At 70.9% G+C, this 14,252-nt stretch carries 13 protein-coding genes; 8 read left to right on the top strand and 5 right to left on the bottom strand.

The window, feature by feature from the left end; translation table 11 throughout:
* Positions 1-13 precede the first annotated feature (13 nt).
* Complete coding sequence (locus QIT00_RS25785; RefSeq protein WP_282537851.1) at positions 14-1,339, top strand: hypothetical protein; 1,326 nt, start codon at positions 14-16, stop codon at positions 1,337-1,339.
* Between the two features lie 141 nt (positions 1,340-1,480).
* On the opposite strand, the gene QIT00_RS25780 is transcribed toward QIT00_RS25785, so the two are convergent.
* Both QIT00_RS25780 and QIT00_RS25775 read right to left on the bottom strand, forming a co-directional pair.
* Positions 1,481-2,308, bottom strand: coding sequence for an alpha/beta hydrolase family protein (locus tag QIT00_RS25780; RefSeq protein WP_282537789.1), 828 nt, complete (start codon positions 2,306-2,308; stop codon positions 1,481-1,483).
* A gap of 123 nt (positions 2,309-2,431) precedes the next feature.
* Complete coding sequence (locus tag QIT00_RS25775) at positions 2,432-3,934, bottom strand: peptide MFS transporter (protein WP_282537788.1); 1,503 nt, start codon at positions 3,932-3,934, stop codon at positions 2,432-2,434.
* Between the two features lie 427 nt (positions 3,935-4,361).
* Here QIT00_RS25775 and QIT00_RS25770 point away from each other — a divergent pair, with 427 nt between their 5' ends.
* The gene (locus QIT00_RS25770) at positions 4,362-5,048 is read left to right on the top strand and encodes a response regulator transcription factor (protein WP_282537787.1); all 687 of its coding nucleotides are present in this window, start codon (positions 4,362-4,364) and stop codon (positions 5,046-5,048) included.
* A gap of 252 nt (positions 5,049-5,300) precedes the next feature.
* Positions 5,301-6,581 (top strand): ATP-binding protein, encoded by a 1,281-nt coding sequence (locus tag QIT00_RS25765; RefSeq protein WP_282537786.1) that lies wholly within the window; start codon positions 5,301-5,303, stop codon positions 6,579-6,581.
* Here the strand turns inward: QIT00_RS25765 and QIT00_RS25760 are convergent.
* Entirely contained in the window at positions 6,574-7,140 is a 567-nt protein-coding gene (locus QIT00_RS25760; RefSeq protein WP_282537785.1) for a GtrA family protein, read from the bottom strand. The two genes, QIT00_RS25765 and QIT00_RS25760, sit on opposite strands and share 8 nt — an antisense overlap.
* Positions 7,141-7,367: 227 nt before the next feature.
* Here QIT00_RS25760 and QIT00_RS25755 point away from each other — a divergent pair, with 227 nt between their 5' ends.
* From QIT00_RS25755 to QIT00_RS25740, 4 genes are all read left to right on the top strand, one after another.
* Complete coding sequence (locus tag QIT00_RS25755; RefSeq protein ID WP_282537784.1) at positions 7,368-8,507, top strand: 5-(carboxyamino)imidazole ribonucleotide synthase; 1,140 nt, start codon at positions 7,368-7,370, stop codon at positions 8,505-8,507.
* Entirely contained in the window at positions 8,504-9,061 is a 558-nt protein-coding gene (purE, locus tag QIT00_RS25750; protein ID WP_282537783.1) for a 5-(carboxyamino)imidazole ribonucleotide mutase, read from the top strand. The genes QIT00_RS25755 and purE overlap by 4 nt, the downstream gene beginning before the upstream one ends.
* Positions 9,062-9,205: 144 nt before the next feature.
* Positions 9,206-10,399, top strand: a complete 1,194-nt coding sequence (locus tag QIT00_RS25745; protein WP_282537782.1) for a dipeptidase — start codon at positions 9,206-9,208, stop codon at positions 10,397-10,399.
* Positions 10,400-10,530: 131 nt separating this feature from the next.
* Positions 10,531-11,670, top strand: coding sequence for a dipeptidase (locus tag QIT00_RS25740; RefSeq protein WP_282537781.1), 1,140 nt, complete (start codon positions 10,531-10,533; stop codon positions 11,668-11,670).
* Positions 11,671-11,696: 26 nt separating this feature from the next.
* On the opposite strand, the gene QIT00_RS25735 is transcribed toward QIT00_RS25740, so the two are convergent.
* Entirely contained in the window at positions 11,697-12,068 is a 372-nt protein-coding gene (locus QIT00_RS25735; protein ID WP_282537780.1) for a VOC family protein, read from the bottom strand.
* A gap of 129 nt (positions 12,069-12,197) precedes the next feature.
* Between QIT00_RS25735 and QIT00_RS25730 the strand changes: the two genes are divergently transcribed.
* The gene (locus tag QIT00_RS25730) at positions 12,198-12,713 is read left to right on the top strand and encodes a CGNR zinc finger domain-containing protein (RefSeq protein ID WP_282537779.1); all 516 of its coding nucleotides are present in this window, start codon (positions 12,198-12,200) and stop codon (positions 12,711-12,713) included.
* A gap of 8 nt (positions 12,714-12,721) precedes the next feature.
* Here the strand turns inward: QIT00_RS25730 and QIT00_RS25725 are convergent, their stop codons facing one another.
* A complete protein-coding gene (locus QIT00_RS25725) occupies positions 12,722-14,047 on the bottom strand; it encodes a UDP-glucose dehydrogenase family protein (protein ID WP_282537778.1) in 1,326 nt (441 codons plus the stop codon).
* Positions 14,048-14,252 lie beyond the last annotated feature (205 nt).

Genomic DNA, 14,252 nt, shown 5'->3' with positions numbered 1-14,252 from the left:
CGGTGTCGCGCTCATGCTCAGCGGCACGGGCCTCGTCCTCGCCGCGAGCCCGGCGCAGGCCGCCGCGACCGCGTACAAGACCGAGTGCATTCCGCCGGCGATCTCCGGCATGGATCCGGTGCACGGCATCACGAAGGTGGAGATCGAGGCACCGGCCGAGGCGAAGGTCGGGGACGAGGTGGAGGTGGTGTGGAAGACCACCGAGGCCGCGTCGAAGAACCCCGACATCCTCGACCTGGCGGAGAACACGGTGCTGCCGACCGGCACGATCAAGGTCGGCGGCGCCCAGACCGAGGACCTCGCGATGACGGGCGAGCGGAAGAACCCGCCGATCAAGAAGGGCAGCCCGATGGTGCTGTCCGACATGAAGGCCAAGCTGAAGCTGACGAAGCCGGGCGAGATCACGCTGACCCCGGACGCCTACAACATCAACGTCAGCAAGCCGCTGTCGACAGACACCAAGTGCAGCCCCGAAGAGGCCGTGAAGTCCGCGGCGACGATCAAGGTCGCGGACTCCGGATCGGGCGGTACGACGGGAGGCCTGCCGACCACACCGCCGACCGGACTGCCCACCGGCCTGCCGACCGGGCTGCCCACGGGCGGCGCGGCGGGCGGCGGCGACGCGGGCGGCTCGGACTCCGGAGGCTCGGACTCCGGGGGCTCCTCCGGCGGTTCGACCGGCGGCGGGGGCGGCCAGGCGGACTTCAAGGGCAAGGAGGTCCAGATCCCGTACAAGTGCAAGACGCCGATCGGCGACAAGGAAGCCACCTCGCCCGTGCAGATCGACGCGGCGAAGAGCGGCGAGAACTTCGATCTCACCGTGAAGTTCAAGAAGTCCGTGATGGACAGCCCCGCCGACATCCCGAAGGACTCGGTCAAGCCGTCGATGGAGGTCAAGCTCGGCGGGGCCGACAAGGGCACCGTGCATGTGGAGGGCCCGACCAACAAGGAGCCCATCAAGTCCGGTGACCCGATCGAGATCCCGGACCTGAAGGGGACGTACAAGCCGGGCGCGGACGGCAAGTCCACGCTGTCGCCCGGCGTGCTCACGGTGAAGGCCCTGGGCACGACGACCACGTGCACCCCGGCCAGGACGGAGGTCTCCCTGGAGCTCGACACCTCGGCGCAGCCGGGTGGCGCGGCGGGCGGCTCCGGCTCGGGCTCGGGTTCGGCGGGTGGCGCGGCGGGCGGCTCGTCCGGCGGCGGCCTCGCGGAGACCGGCGCGAGCGACGACGGGTCGCTGCGCGCGCTCGGCCTGGTCGCGGGGACGGTGATCCTGCTCGGCGGCGCTGTCTTCACGTTCATGCCACGCCGACTGGCCCTGCTCCGCAGGCGCTGAACCACCGGGGCCCGGCTGAACCACCGGCTCGGCTCGGCTGGGCTCGGCTCGCGGGCGGGCTTCAAGGGCGGCAACTCCCTTGGCCCGCCCGCGAGTTCATTCTCGTACGGGCACGGGTACGGGTACGGGTACGGGCAAAGGTCAGGCGTGCTCGCGCAGCCAGCGGAGCACGGAGCTGCGAACCCCGCCGTCGTCCAGGAGCTTCGCGCCGTGCGCCGAGCCCGGCACGACGCGCAGCCAGGTGTCGGTGCGCCCGGCGACGCTCTGCGCGTCGGCCAGGTCGTGCGAGTGCGCCGCGGGCACGAAGTCCTCGGCCGAGTGCACCAGGAACAGCGGCGCGTCCTCCGTGCCAGAGGCGTGCGTACGGGCCGCCATGTCCGCCCAGCGGGCCCAGCAGAGGCGGCCCTCCCGCTCCGGGTCGCAGCCCGCGAGCCTGTGGGCCTCCCGGCGCAGCCTGCGCTGATGGCGGTCGGCGCCGTCGCGTGCCCCGTCGACCCAGGCCCGGAACGGCGTGGCCACCGGGGACAGCGCGACGACGCCGCGCACGCGGGTGGCGCCGGCCCCGTACGTACCGGCGACCGTCGCGATCTGGCCACCCGCCGACGAGCCGAGGAGCAGCGGCCGGGCACCGCCGTTGCGGGCGGTGACCCAGCGGAGCGCGGCGAGGGCGTCCGCGCGCTGGGCGTCCCAGGGCGCGTCGGAGTTGAGGCGGTAGTCGGTGTCGTACACCCGGAAGCCGCGCTCGGCGAACCAGCTCGCCCACTCGCTCCAGTCGGTGTCCTCCGCCCAGTACCCGCCGTGCAGGATCACGAGGGCGGGGCCCTTCGTGCCGTACACCGTGACGGTCTGGCGGGCGTGCTGTCCGTACGAGTAGCCCCGCACCACGGGGCCGGGGGCCGCCTGGACGACGACGAAACTTCCGGACAGCAGCGCCCCGCACACGAGGGGGGCGAGCAAGGCACGGCGCATGGCGTGATCGTGCCCCTCGGACGGGCGCGGTTTAACCGGAAACGGCGGAGGGCCACCGCACCGGGTGGTGCGACGGCCCTCCGTTCGAACGACGGTTTTCGAACGACGGTTATCGAGACGGCGTCAGTGGACGCCGCCCATCAGCGCCTTGACCCGCTTGCGCAGCATGAACACCGCGACACCGCACAGGACGGCGAGGGCGCCCTGGCTGGCGAACCAGAACTGTGTGTCGGTCGGTGCGCCGAGCAGCTGCAGCAGCGCGATGGTGGAGTCGCCCGCGGTCACGGCCAGGAAGAACACACCCATCATCTGGGAGGCGTACTTGGCCGGGGCCAGCTTGGTCGTCAGGGACAGACCGACCGGGGAGAGCGTGAGCTCACCGACGGTCTGGATCAGGTAGACCGAGCACAGCCACAGCGGGGTGACCTTCGCGTCGCCCGAGGCCGCGGCCTGCGCGAGCATCATCACGAAGAAGGACAGACCGATCAGGAAGACGCCGTTGGCGAACTTCGTGATGGTGCTCGGCTCCTTGCCGCGCTTGTTCAGCGCGACCCACAGGGCCGCGAAGACCGGGGCGAGCGCCATCACGTACAGCGGGTTCAGGGACTGGAACCAGCTGGACGGGAAGTCGAAGCCGAGCAGCGTGTTGGTCGTGTTCTCCTTCGCGAACAGGCTCAGGGTGGAGCCGGTCTGGTCGTAGATGCCCCAGAACACGGCGGCGACGACGAAGAACCAGACGTATGCGGACATCCGCTTCTGCTCGACCTCGTCGAGGTCCTTGTCGCGCTTGACCTTGACCAGGTACCAGATCGGCAGCAGCAGACCGATGATGGTCAGCGGCCACAGCATCCAGTCGACGGTGAACCAGCCGGCGGCGATGACGAAGCCGTACGCGACGACCGCGACGGCCAGCCAGATCAGGCCCTTCTTGACCAGGGACTGGCGCTCGGCAGCGGTCATCGGCGAGGTGACGACGTCCGACTCGGGCGACAGGTGGCGGTAGCCGAGCAGGAAGAACACCAGGCCCAGGGCCATGCCGACACCGGCCATCGCGAAGCCGAGGTGCCAGTTGACCGCCTGGCCGACCAGGCCGATGCTCAGCGGCGCGAAGAAGGCACCGATGTTGATCGCGATGTAGAAGATCGAGAAGCCCGCGTCACGCCGCGGGTCGTTCTTGTCCGGGTAGAGGTGGCCCACCATCGTGGAGATGTTGGACTTCAGCAGACCCGAGCCGAGCGCGATCAGGCCGAGCCCGGCGAAGAACGTGCCTTCCCACGGCAGGGCCAGTGTGAAGTGGCCGACCATGATGATGGCCGCGCCGATGCCGGTGGTCTTGCGCGGCCCCCACAGGCGGTCGGCGAGCCAGCCGCCCGGCAGGGCGAGCAGGTAGACCAGAGCGTTGTAGACCGAGTAGATCGCCACCGCGGTGGCCGTCTTCATTCCGAGCCCACCGTCGGCGACCGTGGCCGTCAGGTAGAGCACGAGCAGGGCCCGCATGCCGTAGAAGCTGTAGCGCTCCCACATCTCGGTCATGAACAGGTTGGCCAGGCCGCGGGGGTGGCCGAGGAAGGTCTTCTCGCTGCCGGGTGCGGTACCGGCCGAGTCCTTCGTCAGGCTGGACGCCATGGGGGTTCCTTCTACGCTCGGGGAAGCGCCGCGCAAGCGCACGCGCGCCCGGGTGGGGGGCGGCCGGAACCGTACGGCGTCGCGCGGACCCGGCCCACTGGTCAAACTCTTGCTACGGGACTGCGATCCAGTCGGCGCACACAAGGCCCCGAGCGATGCCGAACTCCTGAGGTTCCGCAATGTTCGCAAGGGCGTTGACACTCCATTACGGCATGTTAAAGCGGTATATGGAAGGTCCTGAGAGATGGATCACAGGGAACCATGGAACCCAGGCCACGGTTTCGAAGGTAGCGCAAGGGTATTTCGTACGGAGCCCTGGCGCCGAAAGAACCGCGTCCGACCAGCGGATTCGGGCCACCGCTCACCGGACGGCCGGAACCCCGGTATCCGCCCAAGTCAGCGAGGTGGCGCGGACTACCATCACTCCATGACCCGTGTACTGCTCGCCGAGGACGACGCATCCATCTCGGAGCCACTGGCCCGCGCCCTGCGCCGGGAGGGGTACGAGGTGGAGGTGCGGGAGGACGGACCGACGGCGCTCGAAGCAGGGCTGCAGGGTGGCGTCGGCGGAGTCGACCTGGTGGTGCTCGACCTGGGGCTGCCCGGCATGGACGGTCTGGAGGTGGCCCGGCGGCTGCGCGCCGAGGGGCACACGATCCCGATCCTGATCCTCACCGCCCGGGCGGACGAGGTGGACACGGTGGTCGGCCTGGACGCCGGCGCCGACGACTACGTGACGAAGCCCTTCCGCCTCGCCGAACTCCTCGCCCGGGTCCGGGCCCTGCTCCGCCGCGGCGCCGCCGAGCCGGTCCAGGCCCCCGCCACGCACGGCGTCCGCATCGACGTCGAATCGCACCGCGCCTGGATGGGCGAGGAGGAACTCCAGCTCACGGCCAAGGAGTTCGACCTCCTGCGGGTCCTGGTCCGGGACGCGGGCCGGGTCGTCACCCGCGACCAGCTGATGCGCGAGGTCTGGGACACGACCTGGTGGTCCTCGACGAAGACCCTGGACATGCACATCTCCTGGCTCCGCAAGAAGCTGGGCGACGACGCGGCCAACCCGAGGTACATCGCAACGGTCCGGGGCGTGGGGTTCCGCTTCGAGAAGAGCTGAGAATGGCAGCGTGCCCCAGCCCGTACGGCGGTAAATCCAGCCGGTCCGGCGCTTGAGGACAAAATCAGCCCGTCCGGCGCTTGAGGACGAGCCCGCAGGGCGAAAATCAGCCGGTCCGGCGTTTGAGGACGAGCCCGCAGGGCGAAAATCAGCCGGTCCGGCGCTTGAGGACGAGCCCGCAGGGCGATCAACGGCGCCCACGTCAAGGGCAACAAGACGGCAACGTAAGACAGCGCACCCCTCGGAGAGAACATGCGGCGGCGACTGATCAACTCCACCCTCGCCGTAGTCCTCGTCGTCATCGCCGTCTTCGGGGTCTCCCTGGTGATCGTGGAGACCCGCACGATCACCACCAGCGCCCGCGAGCGCGTCGCGTCCGAGGCGAGCCGGCTCGTCGCGATCGTCGACAGCCGTCTGATGGCCGCCGACCGGATCACCGAGGGCGTCCTGACGGAGCAGGTCGGCACCGAGCGGTACGCCCGTATCGAGATCCCCGAGCGCGCCCCCATCGAGATCGGCACCAAGCCCGAGGGCGACGTCATCAAGGCCACCGCCACCGGCGAGCAGGGCGAGACCGTCACCGTCGAGGAGCCGCGCTCCACCGTGACCGGCGAGGTCGGCCGCACGCTCCTGATGATCGGCCTGGTCGCGCTGCTCGCCGTGATCGCCGCCGTGCTCCTCGCGCTGCGCCAGGCCAACCGGCTCGCCTCCCCGCTCACCGACCTCGCCCAGACCGCCGAACGCCTCGGCTCCGGCGACCCGCGCCCACGGCACCGGCGGTACGGGGTGCCCGAGCTGGACCGCGTCGCGGACGTACTGGACGGCTCCGCCGAGCGGATCGCCCGGATGCTCACCGCCGAACGCCGGCTCGCCGCGGACGCCTCGCACCAGCTGCGCACCCCGCTGACCGCGCTCTCCATGCGCCTGGAGGAGATCACGCTCACCGACGACCCGGAGACGGTCAAGGAGGAGGCGACGATCGCGCTCGCGCAGGTCGAGCGACTCACGGACGTGGTCGAGCGGCTGCTCACCAACTCCCGCGACCCGCGCACCGGCTCCGCCGTCACCTTCGACCTGGACGAGGTCGTCAAGCAGCAGATCGCCGAGTGGCTGCCCGCCTACCGCAGCGCCGGCCGGGCCCTGGTCCGCTCCGGCAAGCAGCACCTGATGGTGGAGGGCACGCTCGGCGCGGTCGCGCAGGTGCTCGCCGCGCTGATCGAGAACTCCCTGATGCACGGCGGCGGCACCGTCGCCCTGCGGACCCGCGTCACCGGCAACCAGGTGGTGATCGAGGTGACCGACGAGGGCCCGGGGGTGCCGCCCGAGCTCGGTGCGCGGATCTTCGAGCGGACCATCAGCGGCCGCAACTCCACCGGCATCGGCCTGGCCGTGGCCCGCGACCTCGCGGAGGCGGACGGCGGCCGCCTGGAGATGCTGCAGCAGAAGCCGCCGGTCTTCGGCCTGTTCCTGTCCCGCTCCCGCCCCACGGACGACGACCCCGCGCGCACCGAACCGGAACCGACGGTCAGGTGACGTGCTGGCGGCGCCGCTCGGCCTCCTGCTTCTTGGAGGACGCCTCCTGCTCCTTGGAGGACGCCTCCTGCTTCTTGGTGGACGCCTCCAGGAACGATTCGGCGCCGCCGGCCACCGTCTTGCGCGCGGGCAGCGCCTTGAACACCCAGGTGCGGTACGACCAGAAGCGGAAGAGCGTCGCGATGCCGATGCCGAGGAACTTGAAGATGTTGCTCTGCAGCTGGCTGTCCCAGCCGAACCCGTACGTCGCCGCGTACAGGACGCCGTTCTCGATCACCAGGCCGATGACGGAGAACAGCAGGAAGAGCGTCATCTCCTTCGTACGACCGCTCTTGTCGCGGTCCCGGTAAGTGAAGTAGCGGAAGCCCACGTAGTTGCAGCAGATCGCGACGACCGTGGCGATGATCGAGGCGCGCACCACCGGGATCTCGGTCGTGTGCCGCAGGAGGTTGAACACACCGAGGTTCACCAGCGTGCCGATCCCGCCCACCACGCCGAACTTGGCGATCTCGCGGATGAGCTGGTCCAGTTGCACGCGCAGTGCGCCCCGCTCACTCATGGTGATCGTTCGTCCCGTCCGTTCGGTGGTCGGCCTCTCGGATTACCCCGTCTTACCCCGTCATGCTAACCAGCGTGGACTTCCCGTGCCTGGCCTGTGGAAGCCGTGGAACGGCGACGTGACGCGCGTAGCCCTCGCAGCGCAGGCGGGACCGGACTCTCGGCTGTGAGATGTGACGCAGGACTCGTGGGTCTCTACGTATCCCAGGGCCCCTTACCCTGGATGATGTGACGTTCCCGGTAGTCGGCATGGTCGGCGGTGGGCAGCTCGCGCGCATGACGCACGAGGCAGGCATCCCGCTCGGCATCAGGTTCAAGCTCCTCAGTGACACTCCCCAGGACTCGGCGGCCCAGGTCGTCAGCGATGTCGTCATCGGCGACTATCGCGACCTGGACACCCTGCGTGAGTTCGCCCGTGGCTGCGACGTGATCACCTTCGATCACGAGCACGTACCCACGGAGCATCTGCGCGCCCTGGAGGCGGACGGGATCCCCGTCCGCCCCGGGCCGGACGCGCTGGTGCACGCCCAGGACAAGGGCGTGATGCGGGCGAGGCTCGACGCGCTCGGCGCCCCGTGTCCGCGCCATCGCATCGTGACGGACCCCGACGACGTCGTGGCGTTCGCCGGGGAGGGCACGGGCTTCCCCGTCATCCTCAAGACGGTGCGCGGCGGGTACGACGGCAAGGGCGTGTGGTTCGTGCGCTCCGCCGCGGACGCCGCCGATCCGTTCAAGGCGGGCGTCCCCGTCCTCGCCGAGGAGAAGGTCGCGTTCGTACGCGAGCTGGCGGCGAACGTCGTCCGCTCGCCGCACGGCCAGGCCGTGGCGTACCCGGTGGTGGAGTCCCAGCAGGTCGACGGCGTCTGCGACACGGTGATCGCGCCCGCGCCCGGCCTCTCCGAGGACCTCGCGGGCCGCGCCCAGGAGCTGGCCCTGCGGATCGCGCGGGAGCTGGACGTGGTGGGCCACCTCGCCGTGGAGCTCTTCGAGACCGCCGACGGGCAGATCCTCGTCAACGAGCTCGCCATGCGCCCGCACAACTCCGGCCACTGGACCCAGGACGGCGCGGTCACCTCGCAGTTCGCCAACCATGTGCGCGCGGTCCTCGACCTGCCGCTCGGCGACCCGCGCCCGCGCGCGAAGTGGACGGTCATGGCCAACGTCCTCGGCGGCGACTACCCGGACATGTACCAGGCGTACCTGCACTGCATGGCCCGCGACCCGCAGCTGAAGATCCACATGTACGGCAAGGACGTGAAGCCGGGCCGCAAGGTGGGCCACGTCAACACCTACGGCGACGACCTGGACGACGTGCTGGAGCGCGCCCGTCACGCGGCCGGCTACCTGCGAGGAACGATCACGGAATGACCAGCCCCACCAGCCCCACCAGCCCCACCGGCTCCCCTGTGGTCGGCATCGTCATGGGCTCCGACTCCGACTGGCCCGTCATGGAGAACGCCGCGAAGGCGCTCGACGAGTTCGAGATCCCGTACGAGGTCGACGTCGTCTCCGCGCACCGCATGCCGCGCGAGATGGTCGCGTACGGCGAGGACGCGGCGGAGCGCGGCCTCAAGGCGATCATCGCGGGCGCGGGAGGCGCGGCCCATCTGCCCGGCATGCTCGCCTCGGTGACGCCGCTGCCGGTGATCGGTGTGCCGGTCCCGTTGAAGTACCTGGACGGCATGGACTCGCTGCTCTCCATCGTGCAGATGCCGGCGGGCGTGCCGGTGGCGACGGTCTCGGTCGGCGGCGCGCGCAACGCGGGCCTGCTCGCGGCCCGCATCCTCGCCGCCCACGACCCCGAACTCCTCACCCGCATGCGGGAGTTCCAGCAGGAACTCAACGACCAGGCGACGGAGAAGGGGAAGCGGCTGCGGGCGAAGGTCGAGGGCGCGGGGTCGGGGTTCGGCTTCGGGCAGTAGCAGCCGGGCTCTGTCGTTCGGCTTTCCCGCCGTCGTGGCTGGTCGCGCAGTTCCCCGCGCCCCTGAATAGCCCCTCCGGCGTTTGAGGAGCGGGGGTCTGGGGGCTGGCCCCCAGGAGCCGAGGGTGCGGGGACAATGGCCCGCATGCCAGCAACCGATCACCTGGAAGAAGCGCGAGCAACCCTCGCCGAGTACCCCGTCGCCGACGGTCACAACGACCTCCCCTGGGCGCTGCGCGAGAAGGTCCGCTACGACCTCGACCGTCTGGACATCGCAGCCGACCAGACCGGCCGCCTGCACACCGACCTGGCCCGCCTCCGCTCCGGCGGCGTCGGCGCACAGTTCTGGTCGGTGTACGTACGCACCGACCTGACCGGTGACGCCGCGGTCAGCGCGACGCTCGAACAGATCGACTGCGTCCAGCAGTTGCTCGACCGGCACCCGGCCGAGCTGCGCCGCGCCCTGACCGCCGCCGACATGGAGGCGGCACGCGCCGAGGGCCGGATCGCCTCACTGATGGGTGCCGAGGGCGGCCACTCCATCAACAACTCCCTCGCCACTCTGCGCGCCCTGCACACCCTCGGCGTGCGCTACATGACGCTCACCCACAACGACAACATCGCCTGGGCGGACTCGGCGACGGACGAACCGGGCGTCGGCGGCCTCTCGCCCTTCGGCCACGAGGTAGTACGCGAGATGAACCGCGTCGGCATGCTCGTGGACCTCTCGCACGTCGCGGCCACCACGATGCGCGCGGCCCTGGACACCTCCACGGCGCCGGTGATCTTCTCGCACTCGTCCTCGCGTGCGGTCTGCGACCATCCGCGCAACATCCCGGACGACGTCCTGGAGCGGCTGCCCGGGAACGGCGGCGTCGCGATGGCCACGTTCGTACCGAAGTTCGTGCTGCAGGCGGCGGTGGACTGGACCGCCGCCGCCGACGACAACATGCGGGCGCACGGCTTCCACCACCTGGACACGACGCCGGAGGCGATGAAGGTCCACGAGGCGTTCGAGGCGTCCCACCCGCGCCCCGTCGCCACCGCCGCCACGGTCGCCGACCATCTGGACCACATGCGCGAGGTGGCCGGCGTCGACCACATCGGTATCGGCGGCGACTACGACGGCACGGCGTTCACGCCGGACGGCCTCGACGACGTGTCCGGCTACCCGAACCTGATCGCCGAGCTGCTCTCGCGCGGCTGGTCCCGGGCCGATCTCGCCAAGCTGACCTGGCGGAACGCGGTGCGGGTGCTCGGCGCGGCGGAGGACGTGGCCCGTGACGTGGGCGCCCGCCGCGGCCCGTCCGTGGCGACCCTCGACCAGCTGGACGGCTGAGCGACCCTCGCGGCCAGGGGGGCGTCTCTCGCTGTCGGCACCACTCGTACGCACCGTTCGCCGAGACCGCTCGGCGTGCGCGTGCCACGGTTGGCGTACGGATCGCTGCATCACCCCACCGGAGCCCCACCATGGCCGATCTTCAGGACGACGAGGACATCCCCCTTTCCGCCGGCGGCGCGAGCGCCCACGCCGAGGAAGGGGCGGAGGGGAAGTCGGAAGAGCTGAGGCCTGGTGCGTCCGCGCCCGCGCCCGTGCCCGCGTCCGAGGAGCGGGCGCGGGCCCTGCTCGCCGAACACCCCGTCGCCGACGGCCACAGCGGACTGGCCTGGGTGCTGTCCCGACTGACCTGGTACGACCTGGAGTTGGGCGACACCGCCCTGCAGACCGACCTGCCGCGGCTGCGCGAGGGCGCGGTCGGCGCGATGTTCTGGTCGCTGCGGCTGCCGCAGGAGTACGAGGGCAACCGTGCCGTGAGCGCCACCCTCGCCCTGATCGACCTCGCCGAGACCGTCGTCCGCGACCACCCGGAGGGCCTGCGGCTCGCGCACACCGCCTCCCACACCGTCGACGCCCGCGCGCACGGGCGGATCGCCTGTCTGCTCGGCCCCGCGGCCGCGGCGGCGATCGACGACTGCCTCGGCACGCTGCGCGCCCTCCAGCGGCTCGGCGTCCGCAGCCTCACCCTGACGGGGACGCGCTGGGCGGGGGAGCAGGGGCTGTCCCGCTTCGGCGAGGAGGTGGTCCGCGAGATGAACCGCCTCGGCGTCCTCGCCGACCTCAGCGGCAGCTCGACCGCCACGGTCAAGCACACCCTGGCTGTCTCCAGGGCCCCGGTGATCTTCTCCCGGTCGGCGGCCCACGCGCTCAACCCGCACCCGGACAACGTCCCCGACGACCTGCTCGCCGCCCTGCGGGCCAACAGCGGCCTGTGCCTGGTGCCCTGCGCGGCCGAGCAGACGGGCCCGGCGCTGCGGGACGTGGCGGACCATCTCGACCATGTCCGCCGCGTGGCGGGCCCCGAGTGCGTCGGCATCTCCGGCATGTACGACACCGAGAGCACCCTGGCGGACGGCCTGCACGACACCTCCCGCTACCCCCAGCTGATCGCCGAACTCCTGGACCGCGGCTGGCCCGACGCCGACGTGTCCCTGCTGACCTGGGGCAACGTCCAACGCGTGCTGCGCGACGCCGACTTCACCGCCAAGGCGGCCCAGATCCGCCGCGCACCGTCGACGGCGACGCTCGCGCGCTTGGACGGGGACGGCTGAGCCCGAAGGGCGAAGTTCAGGGGCACTCAGCAGGCGCACAAGCAGAACGGGTGCCCCGCCGGGTCCGCGTACACCCGCCAGCTGCGGGAGCGGTCCTCCGCGTCGAGGACCTCGGCGCCGAGTGCGAGCACCTGCTTCTCGGCGGCGTCCAGGTCGTCCACGGTCAGGTCCAGGTGGAACTGCTGCGCGCCGTCCGCCGAGGGCCACTGCGGCGGTACGTAGTCGGGCGCGGCCTGGAAGGCGAGGGTGCTGCCGCCGTGGTCCTCCAGGTCGACCCAGGTGTCGCCGTTCTCCTCCATCGGCTTGATCGTGCCGCCGACGAGCGCCGCGTAGAACTCGGCCAGGGCCAGCGGGTCGGGACAGTCCAGGACGACGGCCCCGAGTTTGGCGATGGACATGATCGGATCCCTCCGTAGGCGATACGTGCGGGTTACCGGGACACCGGGTTACCGGGCCCGGTTACCGCTTACCCGTCTCAACTGGTAACGGTTACCTCATGCTCCCGCAACGGAGGTAACGTCGCAACCATGAACGAGAAAGCGTCCGCCCCCGGCGAGCTGGCCTTCGTGGCGGCGCTGGTCAACACCCTCGACGTGGAGAGCGGGCGCGACTCCCTGGACACCGCGGAGGGCCGCGCGGAGTTCGGCGTGAGCGCGCGGGAGCTGGGTGACGCGCAGGAGCTGCGCGAGGCGCTGCGCGCCGCGTGCCTGGCGCACGCGGGCCACGCCCCGCACCGTACGACCCGCCCGCTCTCCCAACTCCTCGCCGATGCACCGCTGTTGGTGACCGTGGACGGGGCGGGCGCGGCCGGCCTGGAGCCCGCCGACCCGGCGCCGCTCGCCGCCCGCGTCGCGCACGCGATCGCCCGCGCGACGGTGGACGGCACCTGGCTCCGCCTCAAGGCCTGCGAGGCCGAGAACTGCCTCTGGGCGTATTACGACCGCAGCCCGGCGGGCCGCAGGCGCTGGTGCTCGATGCAGGTGTGCGGGGCCAGGGCGAAGATGCGTACGTACCGGGCAAGATCCACGGGAAGGGGCGGGTAGGGGAAGAGTCAGGCCGCCGGGCGTCCCATGGCCCGGTACACCCACCCCGCCTCGCGCCAGCGAGCCGAGTCGAGCGCGTTGCGGCCGTCGAGCAGGACACGCCGGCCGACCGCCGCACCCAGCTCCGCAGGGTCCAGCTCCCGGAACTCCCGCCACTCCGTCAGGTGCAGGACGACGTCCGCGCCGCGCACCGCGTCGAGCGCCGACTCCGCGTACCCGAGCGTCGGGAAGACCTGGCGGGCGTTGGCCATGCCCTTCGGGTCGTAGACCGTGACCTGGCCGCCCTGCAGATGGATCTGGCCGGCGACGTTGAGCGCGGGGGAGTCCCGTACGTCGTCGGAGTCCGGCTTGAACGTCGCGCCGAGGACCGCGACCCGCTTGCCGAGGAAGGAGCCACCGCCGAGCGCCTCGCGGGCCAGCTCGACCATGTGGCCGCGGCGCCGCATGTTGATGGAGTCGACCTCGCGCAGGAACGTCAGGGCCTGGTCGGCGCCCAGCTCACCGGCGCGGGCCATGAACGCGCGGATGTCCTTCGGCAGGCAGCCGCCGCCGAAGCCGATGCCGGCGCGCAGGAATTTCTTGCCGATCCGCTCGTCGTACCCGATCGCCTCGGCCAGCTTCACCACGTCACCGCCCGCGGCCTCGCAGACCTCGGCCATCGCGTTGATGAAGGAGATCTTCGTGGCGAGGAAGGAGTTGGCGGAGGTCTTCACCAGCTCGGCCGTCGGGAAGTCCGTCACGACCAGCGGCGAGCCTTCGGCGATCGGCGTCGCGTACACCTCGCGAAGCAGCTTCTCCGCGCGCTCGCTCTCGACGCCCACCACGATCCGGTCCGGGTGCAGGGTGTCCTGCACGGCGAAGCCCTCGCGCAGGAACTCCGGGTTCCAGGCCAGCTCGACGCCGTCCGGCAGCACCTCGGTGAGGCGGGCCGCCGAGCCCACCGGGACCGTCGACTTGCCGACGACCAGGGAGCCCTCGCGGGCCACCGGGGCGAGCGAGGCGAAGGCGGAGTCGACGTAGCTCATGTCGCAGGCGTACTCGCCGTGCTTCTGCGGGGTGTTCACGCAGACGAAGTGCACGTCACCGAAGGCGCCGAGCTCCTCGTAGGAGGTGGTGAAGCGCAGCCGCCCGCTGGAGCCCTCGATGCCCGCGACGTGTTTGGACAGCAGTTCCTCCAGGCCCGGCTCGTACATCGGCACGCGCCCCTGCGAGAGCAGTTCGATCTTCTCGGGGACGACGTCGAGCCCGAGCACTTCGAAGCCCAGCTCAGCCATGGCCGCTGCGTGGGTGGCGCCGAGGTATCCGGTGCCGATCACGGTGATCTTGAGGGCCATGAAGCTGCTCCAGAGGGGTGACGGGGGAATGCGCTGCCCGAGCATAGTCGGGGCGGCGGCCGGGGCTGATCCGCTGTCCGGAAGCTGTCGGGAAGCTCACGTGTACCAACGCGCGCCGGAGCCCTAAAATCAGGGTTACTTAACGGTAGTTAGTGCTCTTGGGGAGTGAGAGATCTTGGCGGGTACGAACGATTCCTCGGCTTTT

The sequence above is a fragment of the Streptomyces luteolus genome, from assembly GCF_029968015.1.
Taxonomy (GTDB): Bacteria; Actinomycetota; Actinomycetes; order Streptomycetales; family Streptomycetaceae; genus Streptomyces; species Streptomyces luteolus.
Note: the sequence above shows the minus strand (reverse complement) of the source record. Positions and strands in the feature narration are given on the sequence as shown.

Excerpts from the sequence above, each read along its gene's own strand:
- QIT00_RS25785 (WP_282537851.1), top strand. The coding sequence starts at position 14 with ATGCTCAGCGGCACGGGCCTCGTCCTCGCCGCGAGCCCGGCGCAGGCC.
- QIT00_RS25780 (WP_282537789.1), bottom strand. The coding sequence starts at position 2,308 with ATGCGCCGTGCCTTGCTCGCCCCCCTCGTGTGCGGGGCGCTGCTGTCC.
- QIT00_RS25775 (WP_282537788.1), bottom strand. The coding sequence starts at position 3,934 with ATGGCGTCCAGCCTGACGAAGGACTCGGCCGGTACCGCACCCGGCAGC.
- QIT00_RS25770 (WP_282537787.1), top strand. The coding sequence starts at position 4,362 with ATGACCCGTGTACTGCTCGCCGAGGACGACGCATCCATCTCGGAGCCA.
- QIT00_RS25765 (WP_282537786.1), top strand. The coding sequence starts at position 5,301 with ATGCGGCGGCGACTGATCAACTCCACCCTCGCCGTAGTCCTCGTCGTC.
- QIT00_RS25760 (WP_282537785.1), bottom strand. The coding sequence starts at position 7,140 with ATGAGTGAGCGGGGCGCACTGCGCGTGCAACTGGACCAGCTCATCCGC.
- purE (WP_282537783.1), top strand. The coding sequence starts at position 8,504 with ATGACCAGCCCCACCAGCCCCACCAGCCCCACCGGCTCCCCTGTGGTC.
- QIT00_RS25745 (WP_282537782.1), top strand. The coding sequence starts at position 9,206 with ATGCCAGCAACCGATCACCTGGAAGAAGCGCGAGCAACCCTCGCCGAG.
- QIT00_RS25740 (WP_282537781.1), top strand. The coding sequence starts at position 10,531 with ATGGCCGATCTTCAGGACGACGAGGACATCCCCCTTTCCGCCGGCGGC.
- QIT00_RS25735 (WP_282537780.1), bottom strand. The coding sequence starts at position 12,068 with ATGTCCATCGCCAAACTCGGGGCCGTCGTCCTGGACTGTCCCGACCCG.
- QIT00_RS25730 (WP_282537779.1), top strand. The coding sequence starts at position 12,198 with ATGAACGAGAAAGCGTCCGCCCCCGGCGAGCTGGCCTTCGTGGCGGCG.
- QIT00_RS25725 (WP_282537778.1), bottom strand. The coding sequence starts at position 14,047 with ATGGCCCTCAAGATCACCGTGATCGGCACCGGATACCTCGGCGCCACC.